22 protein-coding genes are annotated in these 25,816 nt (G+C 65.7%); 14 read left to right on the top strand and 8 right to left on the bottom strand.

All coding sequences use genetic code 11. The features are described from left to right. Positions 1-47: 47 nt before the first annotated feature. Genes ACRCUN_RS11375 through ACRCUN_RS11365 form a run of 3 tightly spaced genes read left to right on the top strand, consistent with a single transcriptional unit; the run spans position 48 to position 3,764 of the window. On the top strand, positions 48-1,061 hold the full coding sequence (locus tag ACRCUN_RS11375) for an NAD-dependent epimerase/dehydratase family protein (RefSeq protein WP_462141746.1): 1,014 nt from the start codon (positions 48-50) through the stop codon (positions 1,059-1,061). After that, entirely contained in the window at positions 1,058-2,677 is a 1,620-nt protein-coding gene (locus tag ACRCUN_RS11370) for a flavin-containing monooxygenase (RefSeq protein WP_462141745.1), read from the top strand. The genes ACRCUN_RS11375 and ACRCUN_RS11370 overlap by 4 nt, the downstream gene beginning before the upstream one ends. Continuing rightward, positions 2,670-3,764: an alpha/beta hydrolase gene (locus ACRCUN_RS11365; protein WP_462141744.1), complete on the top strand. Its 1,095-nt coding sequence runs from the start codon at positions 2,670-2,672 to the stop codon at positions 3,762-3,764. The genes ACRCUN_RS11370 and ACRCUN_RS11365 overlap by 8 nt, the downstream gene beginning before the upstream one ends. Here ACRCUN_RS11365 and ACRCUN_RS11360 read toward each other — a convergent pair. After that, a complete protein-coding gene (locus tag ACRCUN_RS11360) occupies positions 3,747-4,334 on the bottom strand; it encodes a TetR/AcrR family transcriptional regulator (RefSeq protein WP_462141743.1) in 588 nt (195 codons plus the stop codon). The two genes, ACRCUN_RS11365 and ACRCUN_RS11360, sit on opposite strands and share 18 nt — an antisense overlap. Before the next feature lie 82 nt (positions 4,335-4,416). Between ACRCUN_RS11360 and ACRCUN_RS11355 the strand changes: the two genes are divergently transcribed. The 3 genes from ACRCUN_RS11355 to ACRCUN_RS11345 are packed head-to-tail and all read left to right on the top strand — an operon-like array spanning position 4,417 to position 6,907. Beyond that, the gene (locus ACRCUN_RS11355; protein WP_462141742.1) at positions 4,417-5,481 is read left to right on the top strand and encodes a phosphotransferase; all 1,065 of its coding nucleotides are present in this window, start codon (positions 4,417-4,419) and stop codon (positions 5,479-5,481) included. Further along, complete coding sequence (locus ACRCUN_RS11350; protein ID WP_462141741.1) at positions 5,478-5,852, top strand: nuclear transport factor 2 family protein; 375 nt, start codon at positions 5,478-5,480, stop codon at positions 5,850-5,852. The genes ACRCUN_RS11355 and ACRCUN_RS11350 overlap by 4 nt, the downstream gene beginning before the upstream one ends. Beyond that, entirely contained in the window at positions 5,849-6,907 is a 1,059-nt protein-coding gene (locus ACRCUN_RS11345; protein WP_462141740.1) for a TIGR03857 family LLM class F420-dependent oxidoreductase, read from the top strand. The genes ACRCUN_RS11350 and ACRCUN_RS11345 overlap by 4 nt, the downstream gene beginning before the upstream one ends. Here ACRCUN_RS11345 and ACRCUN_RS11340 read toward each other — a convergent pair. Further along, complete coding sequence (locus ACRCUN_RS11340; protein WP_462142032.1) at positions 6,882-9,020, bottom strand: PAS domain-containing protein; 2,139 nt, start codon at positions 9,018-9,020, stop codon at positions 6,882-6,884. The genes ACRCUN_RS11345 and ACRCUN_RS11340 overlap by 26 nt on opposite strands. Before the next feature lie 145 nt (positions 9,021-9,165). Here ACRCUN_RS11340 and ACRCUN_RS11335 point away from each other — a divergent pair, with 145 nt between their 5' ends. The 6 genes from ACRCUN_RS11335 to ACRCUN_RS11310 all read left to right on the top strand — a co-directional run bounded on the left by ACRCUN_RS11335 (position 9,166) and on the right by ACRCUN_RS11310 (position 16,057). Then, entirely contained in the window at positions 9,166-9,516 is a 351-nt protein-coding gene (locus ACRCUN_RS11335) for a response regulator (protein ID WP_462141739.1), read from the top strand. A gap of 167 nt (positions 9,517-9,683) precedes the next feature. Next, positions 9,684-11,129 (top strand): rifampin monooxygenase, encoded by a 1,446-nt coding sequence (rox, locus tag ACRCUN_RS11330; RefSeq protein ID WP_462141738.1) that lies wholly within the window; start codon positions 9,684-9,686, stop codon positions 11,127-11,129. Positions 11,130-11,295: 166 nt separating this feature from the next. Continuing rightward, on the top strand, positions 11,296-12,342 hold the full coding sequence (locus ACRCUN_RS11325) for a cupin domain-containing protein (protein WP_462141737.1): 1,047 nt from the start codon (positions 11,296-11,298) through the stop codon (positions 12,340-12,342). Further along, positions 12,343-14,547: a xanthine dehydrogenase family protein molybdopterin-binding subunit gene (locus ACRCUN_RS11320; protein ID WP_462141736.1), complete on the top strand. Its 2,205-nt coding sequence runs from the start codon at positions 12,343-12,345 to the stop codon at positions 14,545-14,547. After that, positions 14,547-15,065: a (2Fe-2S)-binding protein gene (locus ACRCUN_RS11315; protein ID WP_462141735.1), complete on the top strand. Its 519-nt coding sequence runs from the start codon at positions 14,547-14,549 to the stop codon at positions 15,063-15,065. The genes ACRCUN_RS11320 and ACRCUN_RS11315 overlap by 1 nt, the downstream gene beginning before the upstream one ends. Beyond that, positions 15,062-16,057, top strand: a complete 996-nt coding sequence (locus ACRCUN_RS11310) for an FAD binding domain-containing protein (protein ID WP_462141734.1) — start codon at positions 15,062-15,064, stop codon at positions 16,055-16,057. Before ACRCUN_RS11315 ends, ACRCUN_RS11310 begins: the two co-directional genes overlap by 4 nt. Here the strand turns inward: ACRCUN_RS11310 and ACRCUN_RS11305 are convergent. Further along, entirely contained in the window at positions 16,034-17,530 is a 1,497-nt protein-coding gene (locus ACRCUN_RS11305) for an acyl-CoA carboxylase subunit beta (RefSeq protein ID WP_462141733.1), read from the bottom strand. The two genes, ACRCUN_RS11310 and ACRCUN_RS11305, sit on opposite strands and share 24 nt — an antisense overlap. 87 nt (positions 17,531-17,617) lie before the next feature. Between ACRCUN_RS11305 and ACRCUN_RS11300 the strand changes: the two genes are divergently transcribed. Together ACRCUN_RS11300 and ACRCUN_RS11295 are read left to right on the top strand one after the other, a co-directional pair. Next, the gene (locus ACRCUN_RS11300) at positions 17,618-18,655 is read left to right on the top strand and encodes an LLM class F420-dependent oxidoreductase (RefSeq protein ID WP_462141732.1); all 1,038 of its coding nucleotides are present in this window, start codon (positions 17,618-17,620) and stop codon (positions 18,653-18,655) included. Positions 18,656-18,666: 11 nt separating this feature from the next. Next, the gene (locus tag ACRCUN_RS11295; RefSeq protein WP_462142031.1) at positions 18,667-19,881 is read left to right on the top strand and encodes a cytochrome P450; all 1,215 of its coding nucleotides are present in this window, start codon (positions 18,667-18,669) and stop codon (positions 19,879-19,881) included. Between the two features lie 75 nt (positions 19,882-19,956). Here the strand turns inward: ACRCUN_RS11295 and ACRCUN_RS11290 are convergent, their stop codons facing one another. The 5 genes from ACRCUN_RS11290 to ACRCUN_RS11270 all read right to left on the bottom strand — a co-directional run bounded on the left by ACRCUN_RS11290 (position 19,957) and on the right by ACRCUN_RS11270 (position 25,796). Next, positions 19,957-21,243 (bottom strand): amidohydrolase family protein, encoded by a 1,287-nt coding sequence (locus ACRCUN_RS11290; RefSeq protein ID WP_462141731.1) that lies wholly within the window; start codon positions 21,241-21,243, stop codon positions 19,957-19,959. 91 nt (positions 21,244-21,334) lie between these two features. Then, positions 21,335-21,538 carry a YbdD/YjiX family protein gene (locus ACRCUN_RS11285; protein ID WP_462141730.1) on the bottom strand — a complete coding sequence of 68 codons (204 nt, stop codon included), beginning with the start codon at positions 21,536-21,538 and terminating at the stop codon, positions 21,335-21,337. Beyond that, a complete protein-coding gene (locus ACRCUN_RS11280) occupies positions 21,472-23,778 on the bottom strand; it encodes a carbon starvation CstA family protein (RefSeq protein WP_462141729.1) in 2,307 nt (768 codons plus the stop codon). Before ACRCUN_RS11280 ends, ACRCUN_RS11285 begins: the two co-directional genes overlap by 67 nt. A 92-nt stretch (positions 23,779-23,870) precedes the next feature. Further along, a complete protein-coding gene (locus ACRCUN_RS11275; RefSeq protein WP_462141728.1) occupies positions 23,871-25,406 on the bottom strand; it encodes an ATP-dependent DNA ligase in 1,536 nt (511 codons plus the stop codon). 21 nt (positions 25,407-25,427) lie between these two features. Then, positions 25,428-25,796: a GatB/YqeY domain-containing protein gene (locus tag ACRCUN_RS11270; protein ID WP_462141727.1), complete on the bottom strand. Its 369-nt coding sequence runs from the start codon at positions 25,794-25,796 to the stop codon at positions 25,428-25,430. Between the last annotated feature and the right edge of the window lie 20 nt (positions 25,797-25,816).

The raw sequence follows: 25,816 nt of genomic DNA, 5'->3' as shown, positions 1-25,816 counted from the left end.
TCGTTACCGTAACATCCATTGCTGATCTTTCGATGGGATGGAGCAGCATGGGACGCAAGGTGCTGGTCATGGGTGCGAGCGGCAACGTGGGCGCATGCGTCACCCGCCAACTGGTCGAACGCGGAGATGATGTGCGTGTGCTTCTTCGCCGGAGCAGTTCCACGAGAGGCATCGACGGCCTCGAAATTGAGCGGCATTACGGTGACATCTTCGACACCGGCGCGGTGGCGGGTGCCATGGCCGACCGAGACGTGGTCTTCTACTGCGTGGTCGACACCCGGGCTCATCTAGCCGATCCCGCGCCGCTGTTCGCGACGAACGTCGAAGGCCTGCGCAAGGTCCTCGATGTTGCCTTGAAGGCCGACCTGCAACGCTTCGTCTTCCTGAGCACCATCGGCACGATCGCCGTTGGGCGCAACGGTGCGACGGTCGACGAAGACACGCCGTTCAACTGGGCCGGGAAGGGCGGGCCCTACATCGAATCCCGCCGGGCGGCCGAAGATCTCGTGCTGTCCTACGCCGCTGAGCGGGGGCTGCCCGCCGTGGCGATGTGCGTGTCGAATCCGTACGGCCCACCGGATTGGCAACCCAAGCAGGGTGCTCTGATCGCGATGGCCGCGTTCGGAAAGACGCCGGTCTACATTCGGGGCGTCGGGGCCGAAGTGGTGGGTATCGACGATGCCGCGGAGGCGCTCGTCTTGGCGGCCGAGCATGGCCGGATCGGCGAGCGTTACATCGTCTCCGAAAGCTATATGACCCAGCGGGAGATGTTCACCGCGGCGGCCGAGGCTGTGGGGGCAAGACCGCCGAGGTTCGGCGTACCGATGGCGTTGGTTTACGCGTTCGGCTGGCTGGCGGGTATGTCGAATCGACTGTTCGGAACCGATTTTCCCATGAACCTGACCGCCGCGAGGCTGCTGTGGATGACCTCGCCGGCCGACCACGGCAAGGCGACGAGGGATCTGGGCTGGAAGCCTGCGCCGACTGCCGAGTCGATCGCCCGCGCCGCGCAGTTCTACGTCGAGCGCAAAAATCGCCAAGAGAAAGTGATCGACCTGTGAGGGCAGCCTCCGACTACGACGTCATCGTCATCGGTGCCGGCTTTTCGGGCCTCTACGCATTGCACCGGCTCAGAGAACTCGGTCTGCGCGTCCGCGTGCTGGAGAAGGCTGAAAACATCGGCGGCACATGGCTGTTCAACCGGTATCCGGGCGCTCGGTGCGATATCGAGAGCATCGAGTACTCCTACAGCTTCTCCGACGACATCCAGCAGGAATGGGTGTGGACCGAGACCATGCCGGCCCAGCCCGAGATCGAGGCGTACCTGAACTTCGTCGCCGACCGGCTCGACCTGCGGCGCGACATCGCGTTCGAATCCGAAGTCGTCGCAATGACATTCGACGAGGCGAGTGCGCTGTGGACGCTGAAGACGCAAACGGGTCAATCGGTCACAGCTTCCTTCATTGTCGCCGCCACGGGGATACTGTCGGTGCCGTTGGAGCCCGCGATCGCGGGAATGGCGGACTTCATCGGGACATCGCTCTTCACGAGTCGCTGGCCGCGGGATGGCTTCGATCTCAGCGGCAAGCGCGTCGGTGTCATCGGTACCGGATCCACCGGTGTCCAGCTCATTCCCGTGGTGGCCCGAGAAGCCGCACAGCTGACGGTGTTTCAGCGCTCACCGGCCTACACGCTGCCGTGGCGGGTGCGCCCCTTCGAACCCGGCGAACTCGACCGGCTCAAGGCCGACTATGACCAGATCCGCGCCGCTCAACGTGAGCATCCGGTGGGTGCCGCGCGGCTCAGTGCATTCTCGGTACTGCTGGACATGCTCGGTCGACCGCCGGTGAAAGCGGCTTCGCGGGATGAACAACTGCGTGCCGTCGAGGAGAGCGGCGTGATGGGCGCGTTGAATTGGGGTGACGTCTTCTTCGATATCGAGGCCAACCGGATGGCCGCCGAGTTGTACGGGGAGGCGGTGGCGCGGATCGTCGACGATCCCGACGTGGCGGCCTCGTTGACCCCGAGCCATCCGTTCGCGTGCAAGCGACCGATCATCGATCAGGGCTACTACGAGACGTTCAACCGAGACAATGTCACACTCGTCGATCTCCGCAAAGGCGCGATCCGCGAGGTGACTCCTACTGGCATCGCCACTGACCAAGGTGACTTCGATCTGGACGTGATCGTGTATGCCACCGGATTCGATGCGATGACCGGTGCGTTGAGCCAGATCGACGTACGCGGCCGGGCGGGTTTGGGCTTGGGTGAGTACTGGGCCCAAGAAGGTCCGTTGTCATACCTCGGGCTGGCGGTGGCCGGTTTCCCGAATCTGTTCACCGTGCAGGGGCCGGGCAGCCCTTCGGCCGCAACGAATTTCGTCACTGCTCTGGAGCAGCACGTCGACTGGATCGGCGATTGCATCGCGTACCTGCGCGCGAACGGCCACCGCACCATCGAGGCGACGGCCGAAGCGCAGCGGGAGTGGATCGAACACGCGACGGCACTCGTGGCGTCGACCGTGCTTGTGCATCCGAGCTGCAATTCCTGGTACAACGGCGGAAACGTCCCCGGTAAGAAACGGATGTACATGGGCTACACCGGAGGCATCCCGGAGTACCGACGCCGCTGTGACGAGATCGCCGCGGCGGGCTACAAGGGCTTCACCCTTGCTTAGATCGGGCCAGATCGTCTGGGAGCTCGGCGGGGTGCTGCCCCGTTCCGTTGGTGCGCTTCGGAACTCGCGCGATTGGAACCCACTGTCGTGGTGCGGCCTGCGCCAACTCGGCGAGGTCGCGCTCGACGAGCTTGTGGTCACCGGAATGACGCTGACGGGACCACCGCCGCACTTGCCGCGGCCGTCGGCCGACTATGAAGCCGCGGCGGAGGAACTCGCCGCACTCGGCATCGACCGGGCGCATGGATCCCCACAACCACTGGAGATCACCGAGATTCAGCGGGCGAAGTTCGGGTCACTGAAATTCGAGGAGCTCACGTTCGAGCATGAGCCGAGCTTGCCGGCATCGCTGCTCGCGGACGGGCACGGTGGAGTCGCGACTGCCCGCGTGCGGCTTTACCGGTCCGGAGAAGCCGCGCGTCCCTGGCTGATCTGGGTGCACGGTGCCGGGCAGGGCGACCCCATGGACCTGATGGTGGCGCGCGCCCGGCGCCTGCAGACCCGGCTCGGCTTCAATATCGCACTGCCGGTCCAGCCGGGTCACGGTGCGCGGCGCCGGTCGTGGCCGCAGTACCCGGCTCGCGATCCGCTGGCCAATGTCGCGGGCATGATGCGCGCGGTGTCCGAAGTGCGCGCGCTGATCGGCTGGCTGGTACCGCAATCGACGACGATCGCATTGGGCGGGCTGTCCTTGGGCAGTGCGGTCGCAGGACTGGTGTCCCATCTCGACGACCGGGTGAACGCGGTTGCGGTGTACACGCCGATCCTGGGGCTCAACACCATGATCGGCATGCATCTGGGGCGGTGGGGGAGCGCGGGCCGGGCGGCGGGAGCGCTGCTGCAGTCGGACACCGTGGCGGCCCTGACCTCGGTCGTCGATCCGCTCAGGACCGTGCCGCGGGCCGAAGGCCGCCTCATCGTCGGGGCATGGCACGACCGCATGGCGATGCGTGATTCAGCACTGGCCCTGCACGAGCGGTGGGGCGGAGAACTGCATTGGCATGACGGCAGCCATGTGGGGCATCTGTTCTCGGCGGGCGTATGCGCGGCCACGGAACGGTTCCTCCGCTCAAGCGCCGTACTGTGAAACGATCCGGCTGCGTACACAAATGAGTTCGTCGTCGAGATCGTGCGCCTCGGGGAGCACCACCCACTGGAAGGCAATGCCGAACACCGAGGACGTGATGTCCTGCAGTGCGGTGTCGACGTCGATATCGGGTCGGATCGACCCGTCCCGGATTCCGGTGTGTATGCCTGCCTCGATCTTGACTGATGCGCCGCTCAATTGCGTTCGGACTGCGTCGCGCAGCGGCGAAGTCGTCTTGACGGCTTCGAACGCGGAGACGAACATCGCGCGCATCAGCGCCGGATCCTCGGCGTGAATCTCCTGGATGCGGTCGAAGTGCGCGAGCACCTGGGCAAGCCCGGTGGCCCGTGGCTCGGGGTCGGGATTCAAGCGCACCACATATGTCTGCTGGAAGGCGTCGAGGATCGCGTCTTTGCTTCCGTAACGGGCGTGCACCATGGCCCGGCTATATCCCGCCCGGCGGCCGATCTCTGCCGCTGTCGTTGCTTCCCAACCCTTTTCGACGATGAGCTCGGCCGCAGCCAGCAGCAGGCGGCGCGATGACAGTTCGACACGCTCCGGTTGGGTCATGCGGGACGGCACCCTTGCATATTAGACGCCCGACAACTAACTTACTTGTTCAGCGTCAAATTTCTTTCCTCGGAGGTCGCGGATGACTTCAGCCATGGCGGCGATCCCGCCGACCATCGCTGACGTCACGCCGGCGTGGCTGACGGATGCACTGCCCGGGCCTGTCGTCGTGACTGCCGTGCGGGCCGAACGGATCGCCGAGGACAGCGGGTTCTCGGCGCAGCTCTACCGCTTGCACCTGACCGGAAATGCCGATGTTCCTTCGACTCTGATCGTCAAGCTGCCCGCAGAAACAGAGGCGCGGGGTGCGATGGAGCTGTTGGGCGGTTACCGCAAGGAGTTGGAGTTCTACCGGCAGGTCGCGCCGGCCGCGCCCATCTCGACCGCCCGCTGCCACGTCGCACGGATCGCCGAGGGCTCGCCCGATTTCGTGCTGGTGCTGGAGGACCTGAGGGATTGGGAGAATGCGGACCACCTCGCCGGATTGTCCGTCGATCGCGCCCGCCTGTGTATCGACCAATTGGCGGGCTTGCACGCCTGGTCCGTGCGCGGTGCGGACGACGCGGCGCTCGGGGCTTATCCGGTGGTGGACAACGCCATCACGCGGCAGCTTTTCCTGCCGGTATTCGCGCCCGCGTGGCAGGTGTACCGCGATCACACGAGGCAACTCGTGCCAAAGGCGGTGTCGGACTTCGCCGAGCGTTTCACCGAACTGGTCCCGCAGGCGCTGACCGCGCTTTCGGAGCGAAGCATGTTGCTGCACGGCGACATCCGCGCCGACAACATGTTCTTCCGGGGAACCGAGCTCAAGATCGTCGACTTCCAGATGGCCGTCAGGGGGGCCGGGGCCGCCGACATCGCTTACCTCGTGAGCCAAGGTGTTCCCACAGAAGAACGGCGCGGCAATGACGAACCGTTGGTGCGCGAGTATCTCGGGCATTTGTCACGGCGGGGAGTGACGGACTATTCGTTCGACGAGGCGTGGCGCCACTACCGATTCGGTGTCGCCTATCTGATGATCCTCCCGGTCATCACGCTGATCGGTTGGGACGCGCTGCCGGAGCGGTCGCGCCAACTGTGCGTGACGTTGGTTGACCGGGCGGTCGCGACCATCGAGGACGTCGATGCGTTGGAGGTGTTCGGATGACCCGCTCGGCGCGTGACGTCGTCGAGCTCTACAACCTGGTGGTCTGGAACCAGCGAGATTTTGCGCTGGCCGACGAGCTGATGGGCGACAACGTCATTCGCCACGACGTGGGGGAGGCCCAGACGCTCACCCATCAGCAGGCCGTGCAGCGCATCGTCGACCACTGCCAGATGTTCGAGAAGATCCGCTTCGATCTCAACCTGGTCGTGGCGGGTGATGACGGCGAGCACGTCGTGATCGTGTATGAATCCCCGATGACGCTCAAGGACGGCACGGAAATGACCATCAGCAGCATGGAAATTTTCCGGGTGATCGACGGGCGGATCACCGAAGTCTGGAATTGTGGCTACAAACAAGGAGTTTGGGCGTGAGCATCCAAGTACTCGATGAACTGGGCTACTACCTGTTGGCCGGCGCTGGCGGTGAGGGTCCGGCGACGCTGATGGACGAGGCGCGCCGTGGCGAGCAACTCGGCTTCGGCACCGCGTTCATCTCGGAACGGTGGAACGTCAAAGAAGCGTCCTCGCTCGTCGGTGCGGCGTGCGCGGTGACCAATCGCATGCAGATCGCCACCGCGGCGACCAACCACAACACCAGACACCCGCTCATCACGGGGTCGTGGGCCACCACGATGCATCGACTGTCCGGCGGCCGGTTCACCCTCGGCATCGGGCGCGGAATCGCGGCGATGTACAACGCATTCGGGGTGCCCGCGGTCACCACGGCCCAGATGGAGGACTTCGCCCAGGTCATGCGCAGGCTGTGGCACGGCGAGGTGATCTTCAACCACGACGGGCCGATCGGTAAGTACCAGGTGCTGTTCCTCGACCCGGATTTCAACGAGGACATCCGGTTGGCGATCGTGGCCTTCGGGCCGCAGACCCTCGCGCTCGGCGGGCGCGAATTCGATGACGTCATCCTGCACACCTACTTCACCCCGGAGACGCTGCAGCGAGCCGTCAAGACCGTCAAGGAGGCCGCGGAACAGGCCGGGCGCGACCCCGACAGCGTTCGCGTGTGGTCGTGTTTCGCGACAGTCGGCGACCATCTGCCCGAGGAATTGAGACTCAAGAAGACAGTCGCCCGACTGGCCACGTACTTGCAGGGCTATGGCGACCTCATGGTCAGCACCAACAACTGGGATCCGGCGGTGCTCGAGAGGTTCCGCGGGGACGCCGTCGTCACTTCCATCCCGGGCGGCATCGATCACAAGGCCACCCCTGAGCAGATCGAGCACATCGCGACCCTGATTCCCGACGAATGGCTCGAACCGTCGGCGACGGGATCGGCCCAGCAGTGCGTCGACCGCATCCGCAAGGAGTTCGACTACGGCGCCGACGCGGTGATCATGCACGGCGCCACGCCCGACGAACTCGAGCCGATCGTCACCCAGTACCGGGCTACTCGGGCTCCAGCGGGATCATGACGGACAGGGTGGTGCCGTCGCCGGGCGGGCTGGAAATCTCCAGCCGGCCCGACAATGCCTCTACCCGGTCCTTGAGGCCGATCAGGCCAGAGCCCGCGCCCGAGATCGCCCCGCCGACGCCGTCGTCGGCGATGCACACGGTGAGTTGGTCGTCGGTTGCCGCCGCACGCACGGTCACCTCGTCCGCGGACGCATGCTTGGCCGCGTTCGTCAGCGCCTCAGCCACGACGTAATAAGCTGCCACCTCGACGGATTCGGGCAATCGCCGGTCCACGTGGAGCTCGAGGACCACCGGGACCGACGATCGGCGTGCAAGAGTTTTCAGCGCCGGCCCCAGCCCGCCCTTCGACAGGATCGCCGGATGGATCCCGCGCGAGAGTTCCTGCAGATCGGTGTAGAGACCCGCGAGCCCGTCGACCACATGCGACATCTGGTCGTGCAGCGCAGATTCTTCGGCGGGCAGCGATGCCTGCACGGCGCGCAGTTCAAGCCCCAGCGACACGATGCGTTGTTGGGCTCCGTCGTGGAGATCCCGCTCGAACCCGCGCCTGGCCTGGTCGGCTGCCGTGACGATGCGCGCCCGCGACGCGGTGATCTCCGCGCGGGATTCGGAGTTGAATATGGCGGTGGCGACCAGGTCGGCGAAATCGCCTACCCGCACCTCGGTTCCGGGTGGCATCGGTCGGTCCCGGGAGGTCCCCGCCATGAGCGCACCCCAGATCCGGCCGTCCACGGTGATCGGGGCGCCGACGCCCGCCCGAACACCGAAGCCGCGCAGCCGGTCCGCGATCTCGCTTTCGACGCCGGCATAGGAGTCGAGCCGGGCCGGGTCCCGACTGCGCAGAATCCGCGCGGCGAGGCTGTCGCCGTGCAGCGAAAGGCGTTCGCCGACAACCAGTTGCTTGCTCGACTCGGTGTCGAGCGCGGCGACCACCACGCATGCGTTGTCAGTCTCGTACCGGATCAGCGTCGCGTGGGTCACGCCAAGACCGACCGACAGCTCGGTGACGGCGCGAGGGTAGACGTCGGCGGGCGCCGCACCGCGCGCCACCAACGTCGCCACGCGGCGTAACGCCGTCTGCTGCTCGACAAGGGCACGTCGTTCGGTCACGTCGCGGCCGGCCCCGAACAGCAGCCCGTTGTCGGAGACAACGCTCCATTGGAACCACCGGATCTCGCCGTCCTTGCGGACACATCGGTTCTCGAAGCGGGCTTCGCGTTTGTCGGTGCGCAAGCCGTCGAGCATGGCCCGGGTGTGATCGAGGTCTTCGGGATGAACCAGGTGCAGGAGCGGTTGCGACATCAACTCGGAACCTGAGTAACCCAACGTCCGAACGAACGCCGGGTTGATCCGCGTCAGAGTGTCGTGATCGCTGATGTAGAGCAGTTCGGACGCGACGGCGAAGAAACGTTCCAATTCCTGACGGCTCGTCTCCAACTCGGTGGTGATCCGTTCGCGATCCCTCGCGGCGATGAGCAGCGCCTCCAGGGACGGAACCATGCGCTGCCACCGGCGTAGCGTGTCCGGCGGCAACGCCGCCGGTACCAACACCGTGCCGATCCGCTCCCCGCCGTCGCGTAGGGGGATCGCAGTCTGGTCGTCGTTGGGCTGGACCCGCCCCAGCGTGAGCGTGACCTCGCCCACGTCGAGCACCTGCGCCATCCGCCGCCCCGCCCGGTCGAGTGCGTGCGGCAAGTCACCGGCCCCCAGCATCAGCCGCGCGAGCTCGGCCGACAGATCGGCCTCACGGCGTCGTTGCTCGGACTCCTGTGCGCGCAACCTTGCTTGGCCGGCCAACACGTTGGCCAACAACGCGAGAGGCAGAAATACGAACACCGCGGGAGCCAGACTGTCGGCCCCCTCAAGGTGGAAATAGACGTAGACGAGCGCGCTCACCACGGACGTCGCGACCGCAAGGGGAAAACTCCAGCCCGCCGAGATGACCAGGACGCCGAGCAGGAAGATCGCGCCGAACGCGTTCTCGGGCGCGACGCGCTTGAGCTGGAACACCAGAAGTGTCTCGCCGATGATGAATGCGGCCGCCACCAGAACGCCCCACCGGAGGGGGCGCGCGGTGGGCCGCACGACGAACGTCAACAGTCGCTGTGGCAGTGATGTCAATCGGCTGTCTGGACTGTCGTCGGATGCTGGCACTGGCCGATGGTAGTTCGCGTTCCTAGAAACTTCCGGCTAACGGTAGTGCCGTCGATTTGCTGGCATGCGAAGCTCGACATATGGGTGCACGGGGAGGGCCGCAATGCGCTGTCTGATCGTCGACGACAGCGCACAGTTCTGCGCAGCCGCGAGCGCGATGCTCGAACGGGCGGGCATCACCGTCGACGTCGCGTCCGACGGAGCCGAGGCGCTGCGGTGCTACGAGGCGCACCCGCCCGACGTCACCCTGGTGGACATCGACCTCGGCATCGAGAGCGGATTCGATGTCGCCGAGCAGCTGCACCGGGTCGAGCCAGCGGGGACTCCGGTGATCCTCATCTCGACCCACGACGAACAGGATCTGGCCGACATGATCGCAGCCAGTTGCGCGGTCGGCTTCCTGCCGAAGATCGCATTGTCGCCCGACGCCATCCATCGCATGATCGAGGCGTGAACCGGCGGAATCGGATTGGCAGAGGACGGCTTTCGCAGCTCGCCACTTTCAACATATAGCGCACCCCCGGTCTTGCGGCAAGACCCGGGTCGTGCTGCAGAATCTCCCAGCCGAGGCCGGAACCTGCGGAAATCCGTGGTCTGAGCGGAGTGCAGATTGGGGGATTCATGATCGATGTGATCATTGCCGGCGGTGGGCCGACCGGGCTGATGCTCGGCTGCGAGTTGCGGCTGCACGGCGTCAACGTCGTCTTGCTGGAGCGAGACGCCGAGCCGACGAAGGTTGTCTGCGCACTCGGATTGCATGCGCGCAGCATCGAGGTGATGGACCAGCGTGGCCTGTTGGAGCGGTTCCTCGCGGTCGGCCGACAGCATCCGCTCGGGGGTTTCTTCGCGGCCATCCGCAAGGATGCGCCCAAGCGACTCGACACCGCACACGCATACGTTCTGGGTATCCCGCAAACGATCAGCGACCGCCTGTTGGCTGAACGGGCAGCCGAACTCGGGGTCGACATACGCCGCGGCTGCGAACTGGTCGGGTTGAGCCAGGACGAGTACGGCGTGCGGGTCGAAGTGACCGCAACCGCGGCGCACGACGATGTCACGCAGCTGCAGGCCCGTTATCTCGTCGGCTGCGACGGCGGCCGAAGTACGGTCCGCAAATTGCTCGGCGTCGGCTTTCCCGGTGAACCCGCCACGGTCGAGACGCTCATCGGCGCGATGGAGATCGGGGTGTCGCCGGAGACGCTCGACGCGGTGGTGGCCGAAGTCCGCACTGCACAGGTTCGGTTCGGCGCGATGCCGCTCGACGACGGCGCATACCGAATCGTCGTTCCCGCCGACGGCCTGGCCGAGGACCGCACGGCGGCGCCGACGCTCGAGGAGTTCAAGCGCCAACTGCAGGCGACCGCGGGTACCGACCTCGGCGTGCACTCGCCGCGTTGGCTGTCGCGATTCGGTGACACCACCCGGCTGGTCGATCGGTATCGAGTCAACCGCGTCTTGTTGGCCGGCGACGCCGCGCATGTGCATCCGCCCGCCGGCGGGCAGGGACTCAACCTCGGCATCCAGGACGCGTTCAACCTCGGCTGGAAACTGGCTGCCGAAATCGAAGGTTGGGCGCCGAGCGGTCTACTGGACACCTACCACAGCGAGCGCCGCCCGGTGGCCGCCGACGTGCTGGAGAACACGCGCGCGCAGATGGCGCTGATGTCGCTGGACCCGGGCGCACGGGCAGTCCGCCGGCTGATGGCCGAGCTGATGGACTTCGACGACGTGAACCGGCACCTGACCGAGAAGATCATCGCGACCGGAATCCGCTACGACTTCGGCGACGGTCACGAGCTCCTCGGTCGGCGGCTACGCGACATCCAGTTGCAGCGGGGCCGCCTCTACGAATTCATGCACACGGGCCGGGGGCTGCTCCTCGACCAGACCGGCGGGCTTTCCGTAGCCGGCTGGGGTGATCGCGTCGACCAGATCGGTGACACCAGCGACGAGCTGGGTGCGCCCGCTGTGTTGCTGCGGCCGGACGGGCACGTCGCGTGGGCCGGTGACGGTCAGAAGGATCTGCGGGAGGCGTTGACCAGGTGGTTCGGTGCCCGTCGGGAGTGACGCACATTCGGTGGCCGTGGTCAATGGTGGCTAGCAGGAGTCCCGGTATCCGGCCAGCGTGTGCCGGATATGGCGGTCAGCATTGACGACTCGGTACCCGTCGGCCAGCCAAGGTGGTTACCACGCCGCAGCGGCGCGAAGGGCTATCGCAGAGGAGACCGCGGACATGACCGTTTCACTGACCCACAGCATCCACGCCGCCTCTCTACTCGACGGTGAGCTCGTCGAAGAGACCGACTTCGGTTCGATCCGCCGACTGACCGCGGACAACTTCCCGATCCTGCAAGGGCTTTCGATCAAGCGCCTGGTGCTCAACCCGGGTGCCATGCGTACGCCGCACTGGCACGCGAACGCCAATGAGCTCACCTATTGCGTGTCGGGCACGGCGCTCGTCACCGTCCTCGACACCGGCAGCCAATTCGCCAGTTTCACGATCAAGGCCGGCGAGATGTTCCACATCGATTCCGGCTCGCTGCACCATATCGAGAACATCGGACCCGACCCCGCCGAATTCATCATCACGTTCCGCCACGAGCGGCCCGAGGACTTCGGTCTGGCGGGTGCGTTCGGTGCCATGACGGACGCGGTGCTCGGCAACACCTACGACCTCGATGCCTCGGATTTCACGACGATCCGCCGAAACCTCGTCGACCGCGCGATCGTCGCGCGTACCGGTGACCCGGCGGTGCCGTCGACTGCGCACTTCAACGACCCGCACAAGTTCAGCGTCGAGGACATGACCCCACCCGTGCAGGCCGCAGTCGGATCGGCCCGCACCGCCCGCGTCCAGTTCTGGCCGGCACTCAAGGATCTGTCGATGTATTCGCTGCGCATCCGCGAGGATGGCATGCGGGAACCGCATTGGCACCCGGTGACCGCCGAAATGGGTTATGTGCAAAGCGGTTCGGCGCGCATGACGGTGATGGACCCAGGCGGCACCCTGGACACGTGGTACCTCAATCAAGGCGACGTCTACTTCATCCCGCGGGCCTACCCGCACCACATCGAGGTGTTCGACGCACCCGAGTGGCACTTCCTGATCTTCTTCGATCAGCCGTTCCCGGCCGACATCGGATACCGCACCTCGGTCAGCGCGTATTCGCGTGAGGTGCTGGCAGCGACCTTCAACACGCACATCGAGGACCTGCCGGACTTCCCGTTCACCAAGTCCGACCCGCTGATCGTCAACCGGCACAACCCGCTGGACCGCTAGATGGCCGACAGTGTTGGCCGGCCGGTGAACCGAGTGGAGGGTCGCGACAAGGTCACCGGCAAGGCGGTCTACACCGCCGACACAGCCGTAGCAGGTGTGACCTACGCGGTGCTCGTGCAATCGGAAATCGCCTGCGGCGCAGTGACCGAGGAATCGCTGCGTCGCGGCGCGCGTACGGCGGCGGAAGCCTCCGGGGTGCTTCATGTACTGACCCCGCTGAATTGCCCGCCGCTGCACACGCTTCCGGAGGAGCTGACAAGGGACTTTCCGGTGGAGCGGCGGCCTCCGCTTTCGGACCTGTCGGTCCACTACGTGGGCCAGCACATGGCCCTCGTGGTGGCCGACACCCCCGAAAACGCGGCAGCTGCAGCCGATCTGTTCGAACTCGACTACGTTGCCGAGCCGGCACGCATCGCGATGGCAGATGTGTCAGCCGATGATCGGTACCGGCCGGACCACTTCGTCAAGCTGCCGGAGGAGAAGTTGCAGGATCGGCGCGGTCCCGACGCCGAACCGGACGGCGGCACGAAGGTGTGTGCGTACTTCCGCACCCCTGTCAACGCGCATTACCCGATCGAGCTGTCCGCGACGATTGCCCAGTGGTCAGGCGACGATCTGATCGTGCATGACGCCACCCGCTGGATCGAGGGCGAACGCCGCGTGCTGGCCGGCTATCTCGGCCTCGATGAGCGCCGGATCAGGATCCTGTCACCGTTGGTCGGCGGCGCATTCGGGTCGAAGAGCTTTCTGTGGATGCACGTCGTGCTGTGCGCGGTTGCCGCCCGGACCGTCGGACGCCCGGTCAAACTGGTGCTCACGCGAGCCCAGATGTTCACCTCGACCGGACATCGCCCCCGCACCGAGCAGCGGGTGTCGCTCGTGGCAGACGAACGTGGGACGCTTCTGAGCACCGAACAGCACACCCTGACCGAGACATCCCCGGTGGCTCACTTCTGCGAACCCGCCGGTTTGTCGGCGCGGTTTCTGTATCGCTCGCCGCGGCTGGTCATCTCGCACACCGTCGCCCCGATCAACGCCGCCACACCGTGTTTCATGCGTGGGCCCGGTGAGGCGCCCGGACTGTTCGCGCTCGAGTCGGCCATCGATCAGCTGGCATACGCCTGCGGCCTCGATCCGGTGAACTTTCGCCTGGTCAACGACCCCGATTACGACCAGACAAACGGCAAGCCGTGGTCGGGCAAGCACTTACGGGAATGCTTCGTGGACGGCGCCAAACGGTTCGGCTGGGCACGCCGGCCGATGGCGCCGCGGTCCATGAGCCGCGACGGTGTTCTGGTGGGCTGGGGAATGGCGACCGCAACCTACCCGGGGCGTCGGATGCCCGCCGGTTGCCGGGTCACCACCGGTGTCGACGGGGTCGTCCGATTCGCGACGGCCACCCATGAAATCGGCACCGGTGTGCGCACCGTGATGAGCCAGGTCGCCGCCGATGCGGCCGGATTGGCGCTGGGCGCAGTGTGTTTCGCGACCGGCGACTCCGAGTTTCCGCAAGCGCCGTACAGCGGGGCGTCACAGACGACCGCCACCGTTGGCTCGGCCGTGCACCGTGCCGGCACGGAATGGAAGCGGCGGCTGCTGGACTGGTTGTCCCGCTTGGACGGGGCGACGGCGCTGGACGTCCGGCATGGTGTCGTCGTGTGCGACGGGCGAGCGGTGGCGCCGGTGGCCGACGTACTGCGTGACGGCGGTGACGCGTTGGCGAAGAAGCTGAGCTTCACCGTATCCAGCGACGGCGGTGACCAGGACGGTGCGGTGTCGCAGTCGTTCGGCGCGCACTTCTGTGAGGTCGAAGTCGACGAGACGATCGGCCGGGCCACCGTCACCCGCTGGGTCGCCACACTCGACTGCGGGCGAGTGCTCAACCCCAAGCTCGCGCGCAATCAGGTGATGGGCGGCATCACTTTCGGCCTCGGGATGGCCTTGCTCGAGCAGGTGCCCTACGACGCGCGGACCACCCAGTTGATCGGGGAGTACTACGTGCCCACGCACGCCGACATCCCCGAATTCGACATCTCCTTCGTCGACGCTCCCGACTATGGCCTCGATCCGATCGGGGTGCGTGGTATCGGCGAGATCGGCTCCTGCGGAGTGCCTGCCGCGATCGCCAACGCCATATTCCACGCCACCGGCAAGCGGTTGCGTGACCTGCCGATCACGCTCGAAATGTTGATGGGAGAACACTGATGACCGGACTGATGATCGAGCTGAACGTGAACGGCAAGCGCTACTCGGTACACACCGACGTGCGCACCACGCTGCTGGACTTGCTGCGCGAACGGCTGCATCTGACGGGCACCAAGAAAGGCTGCGACCACGGTCTGTGCGGAGCATGCACGGTCGACGTCAACGGGGAACGGGTGCTGAGCTGCCTGACCCTCGTAGCGTCGATTGCCGGTAGCTCGGTTGACACCGTCGAAGGTCTCGCCGACGGCGACGAACTCGCGCCCATCCAACAGGCGTTCGTCGATCACGACGCGTTCCAGTGCGGCTACTGCACTTCTGGTCAACTGTCGTCTGCTCAGGCGATGTTGCGCGAACACGCCCGCGGGGATCTGTCGGCCGAATCGTTTGGCACGACCGACATGACCTCGCGGCCGTGCCTGACCCATCGCGAGATCCGAGAGCGCATGGCGGGCAACATCTGCCGGTGCGGGGCATATGCCAACATCGTCGCCGCCATCCAGGACGTCGCCGCCCGATGAGGACATTCGAGTTCCGGCATGCCGCCGGTGTCAGCGATGCCATCGAGTCGGCGGCGGCGGGCGCCCGCTACTACGCGGGTGGAACCAATCTCCTGGACCTCATGAAGAACGGTGTGGAAACGCCGGATTCGCTGGTGGACATCGGCCGGTTGGGCTTGCGCTCCATCTCGGAGACCCGAGCCGGCGGCGTACTCATCGAATCGGGGGCGACCAACAGTGCGGTGGCCAACCATCCGCTGATCCGTGCCCGGTACCCGGTGCTGTCGCAAGCCATCCTGTCCGGGGCCACCACGCAGCTGCGCAACATGGCGACCGTCGGCGGCAACCTGATGCAGCGAACCCGGTGTCCGTACTTCATGGACACCGTGTTCGACCACTGCAACAAGCGGAAGCCGGGATCGGGCTGCGCGGCGCTCGCGGGGTTCAACCGCGAACATGCGTTGTTCGGTGCCAGTGCGGCGTGCGTCGCGGTGCATCCCAGCGATATGGCGGTGGCGTTGACGATGCTCGACGCGACGGTTCACGTGTTGGGGCCCGACGGCCCGAGAAGCATTGCCATCGCGGACTTCTTCGTGCTGCCCGGCCATCATCCGCACCGCGAGCACATGTTACGGCCGGCCGAGCTGATCACCGGTGTCGAGCTGCCGCGGTCCGTGTTCGGTTCCAGCAGTTGGTATCTGAAGGTCCGTGACCGGCACAGTTACGCCTTCGCGTTGGTGTCGGTCGCGGCGGGCCTGCACATCGAAGACGGCGTGATCCATGCGGCCGCGATGGCATTGGGTGGTGTGGCCGCCAAACCATGGCGCGTGCGCGAGGCCGAGCGAAGCCTGATCGGCGAGCCCGCCAACGAGGAAAGTTACCGGTATGCTGCCGACCTGCTGATGACGGGTGCGGAACCCTTGAGCGAGAACGGTTTCAAAGTGCTACTGGGCGCCAACAGCGTGGTGCGTGCGCTCACCGTGGCAGCGTCACGGCATGATCAGCGTGCGTGATACCGGCTCGGCGACCTCCTGACGACTGAAAATGCCGCGCTGCAGCGTGATCAGAAGCGCGTTGCGGGTTTCCTCGGGCGAGATCAGCTCATCGAAGCCGAGGTGGCTCGCCGACCGGAATGACGCCTCGAGCTCCATCCGCTTGAGCACTTCGGCGTAGTCCTCGCCGGCATGCGTCGCGGCGCTGAGCGCCGCGGCGCCCATCGCGCCCATGGTCGCGCCCGGGTATGCGAACGTGGCGACCTGATCGTCGAAACCCAAAAGGGACATCACCATCGAGCCGAATCCGAAGGCCTTGCGCAGCGTCACGTGCAGTTTGAGCGTCGTGGCGGCGGTCTGGGCGGCGAACATCCGTGCGCCACTGCGCAGCACACCGCTGCGCTCGGACTGGCTGCCGGGCAGCATGCCGGGATTGTCCGCGAGGAACACGATCGGCAGGTGAAAGGAGTCCGCCACCGTGATGAAATGCGCGGCCTTGTCGGCAGCGTCCGCGTCGATGGACCCGGCAAGCACCTGCGGCTGATTGGCCACCACCGCGACCGGATAGCCACCGAGATGCGCCAGCGCGCAGATGATGGCCCGGCCGAATCGGGGCTGAACCTCGAACCAGTCGGGGCGGTCGAAGATCTCGTCGAGCACCGCGCGCATGTCATAGATATGGCGGTTGTCGCGCGAGACGATGTCGAGAATGTCGGGGGTCAACCGTGGTTCGGCGGTGTCGTCGGCGAGTCTGGTCGGGGGATAGGACCACGCGCTGGACGGGAAATACGAGAGGTAGCGCCGGATGTCGTCGATGGCCGTCTCGTCGTTTTCGGCGTAGTTGTGAATCACGCCGCTGGGCAACGCCACGTCGGGGCCGCCCAGGTCCTCTTTCGAGATGTCTTCGCCCGTCGATTCTTTGACGACCGGTGGGCCCGCCGTGAAGATGGCGCCCTGACGACTCATGATGGTGAAGTCGCACACCGGTGCCACCAGCGCGCCATGGCCGGCCGATGGCCCGAGGATCGCCGATACGGTGGGCACCTTGCCCGAACACTTCGCCTGGGCGATCAGATCGGTCGGCGTTCGTCCATAGTGTTCTCCACTGGGGCGGAACCCAGCGCCTTCCAGCAGCATCACCAGGGGAATCTTGTTGCGCAGAGCCAATTCCGCGAGGCGGTACCGTTTGGAGTTTCCGCCGGGACCGATACTGCCTGCGAGCGTGGTGAAGTCCTCGGCACCCACCATCACCGGCGTTCCCTCGATTCGGCCCGAGCCCGCGACGAGTCCGTCGGCAGCGATGTCGCCGCCGACCAGCGTGCCGAACTCCTGAAAGGTGCCGTCGTCCAGTAGTCGCGCGATCCGCGCGCGGGCGTCGAGCTTGCCCTTGCCGCGGTGTCTGGCCAGGCGCTCGGGGCCACCCATGCCGTACGCACGCTCACGTCGGCGGGCGAGATCGGAAAGCGTTTCTTTCCACTCCGGGTCGTTCGTCATGCCGCCGTCCTTTGTCGAGGTTCGCCAACGGGTGTCAAGCCTACCGCCGTTGACCATACTGAATTGCTTACTGTAGCGTCTGCGGCTATGGCTGACGGTACCGCGTCCGGCCTCAAGATCGACCGGGGTGTTCCCAGTGACCTGAGGCGCGTTCCCGAAGTGGCTGCGGCACTGGAGGACCGGGGCTACGACGGCTGTTGGACCGGCGAGCTCAGTCACGATCCGTTTCTCCCGCTGTTGCTGGCCGCCGAGCACACGTCGCGGCTGGAGATCGGAACCAGCATCGCCGTCGCGTTCGCCCGCAGTCCGATGACCGTTGCCAACCTCGGCTGGGATCTACAGGCCTATTCACAGGGGCGCTTCATTCTCGGCCTCGGATCGCAGATCCGGCCGCACATCGAGAAGCGGTTCAGCATGCCGTGGAGCCATCCGGTGCGGCGTATGCGCGAATACATCCTGGCCCTGCATGCGATCTGGGACTGCTGGCGCGACGGGACGCAGCTGAAGTTTGCCGGCGAGTTCTACCGGCACACGCTCATGACCCCGATGTTCACTCCGGAGGCTCACCCGCACGGCGTGCCCAAGGTATTCGTCGCCGCGGTCGGTGAAGCCATGACCGAGATGTGTGGCGAGGTCGCCGACGGCTTGCTGGCCCACGCCTTCACCACCAGGCGGTATCTCGACGAGGTCACGATCCCGGCGCTGGAGCGCGGCATCAAGCGCGCGGGTCGCCCGCTCGACGACGTCGCGGTGTCCTGTCCGGTGTTCCTGGTGACCGGCGAAGACGAGGAGCAGATGCGGGCCGCGGCCGTGCCGGTGCGTAAACAACTCGCCTTCTATGCGTCGACGCCTGCCTATCGGAAGGTGCTCGAACTTCATGGTTGGGGTGAGCTGCAGACCGAGCTGCACCGCCTGTCGAAAGCCGGTGAGTGGGATGCGATGGGCACGCTGATCGACGACGACGTGCTGGACGCCTTCGCGGTCGTCGCACCGGTCGACACGTTGGCGGCGGCCCTGGCCCGCCGCTGTGCGGGCGCGATCGACCGCGTCCTGCCGAGCTTTCCCGCCGCCGTTCCACAGTCCACGGTGACGGCTGTTCTAGAGGAACTGAGGAGTTGTTCGTGAACACACGCGTTATCGACGAAGCCGCCCAGGCGTTCGCCACGCCGTCGGCCTACGCCGACGAAGCGACATTTCATGCGGCACTGACCCATTTGCGGACCAACGCGCCGGTGTCCTGGGTAGAGGTCCCGTCGTACAAGCCTTTCTGGGCGATCACCAAGCACGCCGACATCATGGCGATCGAACGGGCCAACGACGTCTTCACGAACTCGCCGCGGCCCGTGCTGATGACCAGTGAGAACGATGACAACCAAGCCGCCGTCGGAGTGCGCACCCTGATCCACATGGATGACCCCGAACACCGCGTCATGCGTGCCATCGGGGCGGACTGGTTCCGTCCGAAAGCCATGCGCGCGTTGAAGATGCGGGTGGACGAGCTGGCGAGGATCCACGTCGACAATATGGTGGAAGCCGGCGGCGAATGCGACTTCGTGCAAGAGGTCGCGGTCAACTACCCGCTCTATGTCATCATGTCGCTGCTCGGTGTGCCCGAGGCCGACTTTCCGTTGATGCTCAAGCTCACCCAGGAACTGTTCGGCAGCGACGACGACGAATATCAGCGTGACTCAGGGGATTCCATGACCGCGCTGATCGAGATGTTCCAATACTTCACCGCGCTGACCGCATCGCGTCGCGAGAACCCCACCGACGACCTGGCATCGGCCATCGCGAACGCCCGCGTCGACGGTGAACCGCTCAACGACATCGAGACGGTGTCCTATTACGCGATCGTGGCGGCCGCCGGGCACGACACCACCAGCGCGACCATATCCGGTGGCATGCTCGCGCTGCTCGAAAACCCGGACCAGATGGCGCGATTGAAGGCCGATCCGGGACTGATGGGCACGGCCACCGAGGAGATGATCCGCTGGGTGACCCCGGTCAAGGCGTTCATGCGGACCGCCGCCGCCGATACCGTGGTGCGTGATGTGGAAATCGCGGCGGGGGAGTCGGTCCTGCTGTCATATCCGTCGGGCAATCGCGACGAGGAGATCTTCGCCGACCCGTTCCGGTTCGACGTCAGCCGCGACCCCAACAAGCATGTGGCGTTCGGCTACGGCGTGCACTTCTGCCTGGGCGCGGCGCTCGCGCGCATGGAGATCAACAGCTTCTTCAGTGAGCTCATCCCGCGGCTGGACTCCATCGAGCTGACCGGCCCGCCGCAGCACACCGCGACGACGTTCGTCGGTGGTCTCAAGCACCTGCCGGTGCGCTACGCGTTGCGCTAGGAGTCGCCGAAACCGACGCTGTGGTCGAAGTTTTCGCAAGACTTCGACCACAGCGTCGGTTTCGGCAAGGTGTCGTTAGTCGCTTCCCGAGTTACCGCGGGCCGCGGCGTGCAGTGCGTCGCCGCGGCTGCCTTTCTCGTGATGGCTGAGCGCCCGGATCGACACGTCGTGGCCTTCGGCGGCCTTGCGCAGCGCCCCGACGGTCGCCTGCTCGCGCGCGATGTGGCTGAACGGATCGAACGAGTACCACCGCATGGCATTCTCGTAGGTCATCTTGTTGATCTCGTCTTCGGGAACATCGTTCTCCGTCAACACATCCCACAGCTCTTCAGGGGCACCTGGCCACATCGAGTCGCTGTGCGGATAGTCGGCTTCCCAGCAGATGTTGTCGATGCCGATCTTGTTGCGCAGGGCCACGCCCACGGGATCGGAGATGAAGCACGTAAGGAAGTGGTCGCGGAACACCTCGCTGGGCCGCTTATCTCCGAAGTTCTGATGCGTCCAGGTCGAGTGCATCTCGTAGGTGCGGTCGACGCGCTCGAGGAAGTACGGGATCCACCCGGTGCCGCCTTCGCTGAGCCCGATCTTGAGATCCGGGTAGTCCTTGATGGGCTTGGACCACAGCAGATCCGCGGCGGCCTGCACGATGTTCATGGGCTGCAGCGTGATCATCACGTCCAGCGGGGCGTCCGGCGCGGTGATGGCCAGCTTGCCCGAGGATCCGATGTGCACGTTGAGCACGGTGTTGGTGTCGCACAACGCTTTCCACAACGGAGTCCAGTAGTCGTCGTGAAAGCTGGGGTATCCCATCGCGGCGGGGTTTTCGGTGAAGGTCAGCGCGTGGACGCCCTTCTTCGACACCCTCCGTACCTCGGTGGCGCAGGCCTCGGCGTCCCAGATCACCGGAAGCGCCATCGGGATGAAGCGGGCCGGGTAGGCGCCGCACCATTCGTCGATGTGCCAGTCGTTGTAGGCCTGCACCAGGGCCAGCGAGAATTCGGGATCCTCGGTGGCGAAAAGGCGCCCGGCGAAGCCGGGGAAGGACGGGAAGCAGATCGAACCGAGAATGCCGCCGGCGTTCATGTCCTTGACTCGCTCGTCGACGTCGTAGCAGCCCTTGCGGATCTCGTCGAGACCCTGTGGCTCCAGGCCGTACTCCTCCTTCGGGCGACCGGCCACCGCGTTGAGCGCGACGTTGGGGATGACGATGTCGCGGAACTGCCACGTGTCCGACCCGTCGGGGTTGTGGACGAGACGCGGCGCCTCGTCGACGTACTTCTTGGGCAGGTGGTTGGCGAACATGTCAGGCGGTTCGACGATGTGATCGTCGACGCTGATCAGGATCATGTCGTCTTTGTTCACGGGCGCGCTCCATTCACGACTGCCTTACCGTATGGCCGACAGTTTAGCCGAATGTTCTCCTGCCAGGACAGGTGATCGCGCAGATTCGGGGTCAGCAGCAGCGTGCCGACGGGTTCGCATCCGTGTTGCGGTGGCGCACCTTCCAGTAGTCGCGCTCGGAGAGCACCGGCTCGCCGGGATGGGTGCGCGCCCGGTGCTCGACGTAGCGCCGATAGTGGTTGTCGCCCATCAATGTGCCCCAGTACCAGCCGATTTGGCGTGCGGCCGCGCGTGCGCGCCGGGCAATGCGTCCCATTGTTTCTGCACCTCCTTCTCCGCGGATGTCGGGATCAGACCGGACGGTGCGAAGATGCGCGACGGCACGGGCTCGTCCTCGGTCATCGGTTTGCCGGTGCCTTGAATCGCTCTGAGAGCCACGATGACACCGGCCGCGAACACGATGATCACGAGCAGCGCGAACACGATCGACAGGGTGCCCTGGATGAACGTATTGCGGATCACGTCGCTGATCTCATCGGGATTCTTCGCCGCGCCGAACGTCGTCGCACCGGCGTCCTGCGCCTCGCGGTAGCGGAAATGCTGAGTCCAGTAGCCCACCCGGGGATCGCCGGAGAAGATCTTCTGCCAGGACGCCGTCAGCGTGACGATGAGATCCCACGCCAGCGGAATCGCGGGAATCCACGCCCATTTCAGCAAGCCCTTCTTGATGATCACCACCGTGACCACGGTCAGGGCGATGGCGGCCAGAAGCTGGTTGGCGATACCGAACAACGGGAAAAGGGTGTTGATGCCGCCGAGCGGATCGGTCACACCCATCAACAAGATGCTGCCCCAGCCGGCGACCACCAGCACGCTGCAGATCCAGGCGCCGACGCGCCAGCTCGGATCCTTGAGCTTGCGCAGCGGTCCGCCGAGGTTGCTCAGGCCGTCCGACAACATGAACCGGGCTACCCGGGTACCTGCGTCGACGGTGGTGAGAATGAACAGTGCTTCGAACATGATCGCGAAGTGATACCAGAACGCTTTGAGCCCTGCTCCACCGAAGACCTGGTGCAGTACCTCGGATATGCCGATCGCCAGTGTCGGTGCGCCGCCGGTGCGGGAGACGATCGACTCCTCGCCGACGTCTTCGGCGGCCTGGGTGATCTGTTCGGGCGTGATGTCGGGTCCGGACAATCCAAGGCTGTTGGCATAGGCGGCTGCGGTTTCCGCGGTGCCACCGGTCTGGGCCGTCGGTGCGTTGAGGGTGAAGTACAGATGCTGGTTGAGGATGGCCGCGGTGATCAGTGCCATGATCGCGACGAACGACTCCGTGAGCATGCCGCCGTAGCCGATGAGCCGCATCTGGCTTTCCTTCTCCACCAACTTCGGTGTGGTGCCAGACGAGATCAGGGCATGGAAGCCCGACAGAGCACCGCAGGCAATGGTGATGAACAGGAACGGGAACAGCGAACCCGCGAATACCGGACCGTCGCCGCGCGTGGCGAAGTCGGAGATCGCCGGGGCCTGCATCACGGGTTGGGCGATGAGGATGCCGATCGCGAGCAGCGCGATGGTGCCGACCTTCATGAACGTGGACAGATAGTCACGGGGTGCCAGCAGCAGCCAGACCGGCAGCACCGAGGCGGCGAAGCCATAGATGATGAGGCACCACGACAGAGTCACCTTTGACAGCGTGAACCAGTCTGCACCCCAGTCTGTTTCGGCCACCCAGCCGCCGGCGACGACCGCGAGCAGCAGCAGGGCGACACCGATGAGCGAAACCTCAGAGACCCGCCCGGGGCGCAGGAAGCGCAGGTACACGCCCATGAACAGGGCGATGGGGATCGTCATCGCAATCGAGAAGACGCCCCACGGGCTCTCGGCGAGCGCGCCGACGACCACCAGCGCCAGCACCGCCAGCAGAATCACCATGATGGCCAGGACGCCGACGATCGCGGCCACCCCTCCGACCGCGCCGAGTTCGTCGCGCGCCATCTGGCCCAACGACCGACCGCGGCGGCGGGTCGAGATCGACAGCACCAGATAGTCCTGCACACAGCCGGCCAGCACCGCACCGATGATGATCCAGATCGTGCCGGGCAGATAGCCCATCTGCATCGCCAGGACCGGGCCGACGAGTGGGCCCGCGCCGGCGATAGCGGCGAAGTGGTGACCGAACAGCACCCGACGATCTGTCGGCATGTAATCGGTGCCGTTCTCGAAAAGCTCAGCGGGAGTTGCTGCCTCGTCACGCGGCTTGACGATCTTCATTTCGATCAGCCGCGCATAGAACCGGAATCCGATGACGTAGGTGCAGATCGCGGCAATCACGAACCAGACCGCGTTGACCGTCTCCCCGCGGAAGAACGCGATGACGGCCCAGGCGACCGCACCCACCAGAGCGGTGATCGCGAAGATGATCTTGTGCTTGGTGGTGATCGGCGATCGGTCGATGATCGCCACCGGCGGCAGATCTTTGTCCGTGCGGATATAGGTGATGTCGCCGTCGTGCTCCTCGATGCGATCCGCCGTTGGGGCATCAGGTGTAGCCACGGTCTCTCCTCGCTGGCCCGGTGTCGTGTGCGTATCGACTCCGATCCTTGCATCGCATGAAACGATGCGGCTGTAATTCCCGGTATCGAGTGTTATCCGCCGCGTTCGTAGAATGCGCGGACGGTGTCGACCGTATCGGCCTCGGCCGGTGCCTTGTCGTCGCGGTAACGCAGGACCCGCGCGAAACGCAATGCCATCCCGCCCGGATACCGCGTGGACTTCTGTACACCGTCGAATGCGATCTCGACGACCTGCTCGGGCCGCACCGTGACGACGTAGCCGTCGGTCGGGCCGTCGGCCAGCTCGGTGAAGCGGGCGGTCTGCCAATCGAGCATGGCGTCGGTCATGCCCTTGAACGTCTTACCCAGCATGACAAAACCGCCGCTGGCCGGATCACGGGCGCCCAGATGGATATTCGACAGTTTGCCGGTGCGCCTGCCCGAGCCCCACTCGACGGCGAGGACGACCAGATCCAACGTGTGCACAGGCTTGACCTTCAGCCAGCCGGCTCCACGCCGCCCGGCTTCGTACGCTGCCGTCGGCGACTTCGCCATCACACCTTCGTGCCCGGCAGCCAACGTGCGGTCCAGAAATTGTTGTGCCGCGTCGGCTTCCGACGTCGCCAGGCGATCGACGCGCTGCGCATCCGGGACGATCGCGTCGAGTGCCGCGAGCCGTTCGTGGGTGGGCAGATCGAGAAGATCGCTGCCGTCGACGTGCAACAGGTCGAAGAAGAACACCGAGAGCGGCTCGAGGTCGCGCGGGTTCTTGCTGCCGAACCGGGCTGCGGTGACCTGGAATCGGTGCGGGCGCCCGTCCTGGCGCAACGCGATGGCTTCGGCGTCGGCGATCAGCTCGGTGGCAGGCAGTGCCAGCGTCGCCTCGACCACTTCGGGCAAACGTGCGGTCACGTCGTCGAGGCTGCGGGTATAAACCGACACCTCAGAACCCGCGCGGTGGATCTGTACCCGGGCGCCGTCGAGCTTCGCCTCCAGAATGGCTTTGCCGCCAAGCCGTTCCAGCGCATCGGCGACGCCCGTCGCGGTTTGGGCAAGCATCGGCCCGACCGGACGGCCGACCTGCAGGCTGAACTCGGCAAGCGCGCCGTGACCTCCGGTGAGCGCCGCAGCGGCGACCGCGGGCAGATCGCCGGCAAGCATGGCTGCGCGCCGCACGTCGGGTGCCGGGATGCCCGCGGCCTTGGCCACGGCGTCGGCCATCACCCCAGCCAGCGCGCCCTGGCGCAACTCACCGCTGAGCAACCGGCGAAGGAAGGTCTGTTCGGCATCGGTCGCCGTGCTGAACAGATCGCGCACCAGCTCGGCCCGTCTGGCCTGAGAACCCTTCCCGGAGACGCCGCCGATCTCGCTCAACCGGCTGTCGACGTCTGCGACGGTCAGCGTCGGTGTGGCTGCGGGCGCGGGCAGCGAGCGCAACGCGGCCCAACCCACCCCGATCTGGCGCTGCGGCAGCTCACCGGACAGCCACGACACGGCGACCGCCACGAGGCGGGCATCGCCGTCGTCGGCGACGCGGGTCAGCAATGTGGCGATGCGGCCGATCTTCGCCAGCCGCGCTGAGGTCGCCGCAACGTCGGCGGAGGCGGCAGCGACTTCGGCGAGCAACATTCCCTCAGGGTGCCACGGTGCTCAGACATCGCCGAGTACTTGGGCGAGTACCTCAGCCTGCGAGCGCAGATCGGCTGCTTGCGTGTGGTGACCGCCCGCGGTGTATTGATCTGCGGCGGCGAGGCGTTCGTCGATCTCCGCCTGGATGAGGTCGCGGATCTCGCCGTCGGTGAGTTCGCGGCGGGCGACCTCGCCGGCGCCGAGGCCCGACAATGCGCCCGCGACGGGGCCGTCCATGCTCCCGTCGAGCGTGACGGCATCGGGCGTCTCGGCGTTGTCGATTGCGCTCAGCGCCGAGCGGATCGCGGCGACGCGTGCGGTGTCACGCGCCTTGCGCGCTGTCAGCAGGGACTGGCGGAGCGTGTCGCGCCATTGCTGTGCCGATGTCATGGCACGCCAACCTATGCGGC

This window comes from Mycobacterium venezuelense, assembly GCF_054919535.1.
Note: the sequence above shows the minus strand (reverse complement) of the source record. Positions and strands in the feature narration are given on the sequence as shown.

Coding starts and splice junctions, on each gene's coding strand:
- ACRCUN_RS11375 (WP_462141746.1), top strand. CDS start 48: ATGGGACGCAAGGTGCTGGTCATGGGTGCGAGCGGCAACGTGGGCGCA.
- ACRCUN_RS11360 (WP_462141743.1), bottom strand. CDS start 4,334: ATGACCCAACCGGAGCGTGTCGAACTGTCATCGCGCCGCCTGCTGCTG.
- ACRCUN_RS11355 (WP_462141742.1), top strand. CDS start 4,417: ATGACTTCAGCCATGGCGGCGATCCCGCCGACCATCGCTGACGTCACG.
- ACRCUN_RS11350 (WP_462141741.1), top strand. CDS start 5,478: ATGACCCGCTCGGCGCGTGACGTCGTCGAGCTCTACAACCTGGTGGTC.
- ACRCUN_RS11335 (WP_462141739.1), top strand. CDS start 9,166: ATGCGCTGTCTGATCGTCGACGACAGCGCACAGTTCTGCGCAGCCGCG.
- rox (WP_462141738.1), top strand. CDS start 9,684: ATGATCGATGTGATCATTGCCGGCGGTGGGCCGACCGGGCTGATGCTC.
- ACRCUN_RS11325 (WP_462141737.1), top strand. CDS start 11,296: ATGACCGTTTCACTGACCCACAGCATCCACGCCGCCTCTCTACTCGAC.
- ACRCUN_RS11320 (WP_462141736.1), top strand. CDS start 12,343: ATGGCCGACAGTGTTGGCCGGCCGGTGAACCGAGTGGAGGGTCGCGAC.
- ACRCUN_RS11315 (WP_462141735.1), top strand. CDS start 14,547: ATGACCGGACTGATGATCGAGCTGAACGTGAACGGCAAGCGCTACTCG.
- ACRCUN_RS11310 (WP_462141734.1), top strand. CDS start 15,062: ATGAGGACATTCGAGTTCCGGCATGCCGCCGGTGTCAGCGATGCCATC.
- ACRCUN_RS11305 (WP_462141733.1), bottom strand. CDS start 17,530: ATGACGAACGACCCGGAGTGGAAAGAAACGCTTTCCGATCTCGCCCGC.
- ACRCUN_RS11300 (WP_462141732.1), top strand. CDS start 17,618: ATGGCTGACGGTACCGCGTCCGGCCTCAAGATCGACCGGGGTGTTCCC.
- ACRCUN_RS11285 (WP_462141730.1), bottom strand. CDS start 21,538: ATGGGACGCATTGCCCGGCGCGCACGCGCGGCCGCACGCCAAATCGGC.
- ACRCUN_RS11275 (WP_462141728.1), bottom strand. CDS start 25,406: ATGTTGCTCGCCGAAGTCGCTGCCGCCTCCGCCGACGTTGCGGCGACC.
- ACRCUN_RS11270 (WP_462141727.1), bottom strand. CDS start 25,796: ATGACATCGGCACAGCAATGGCGCGACACGCTCCGCCAGTCCCTGCTG.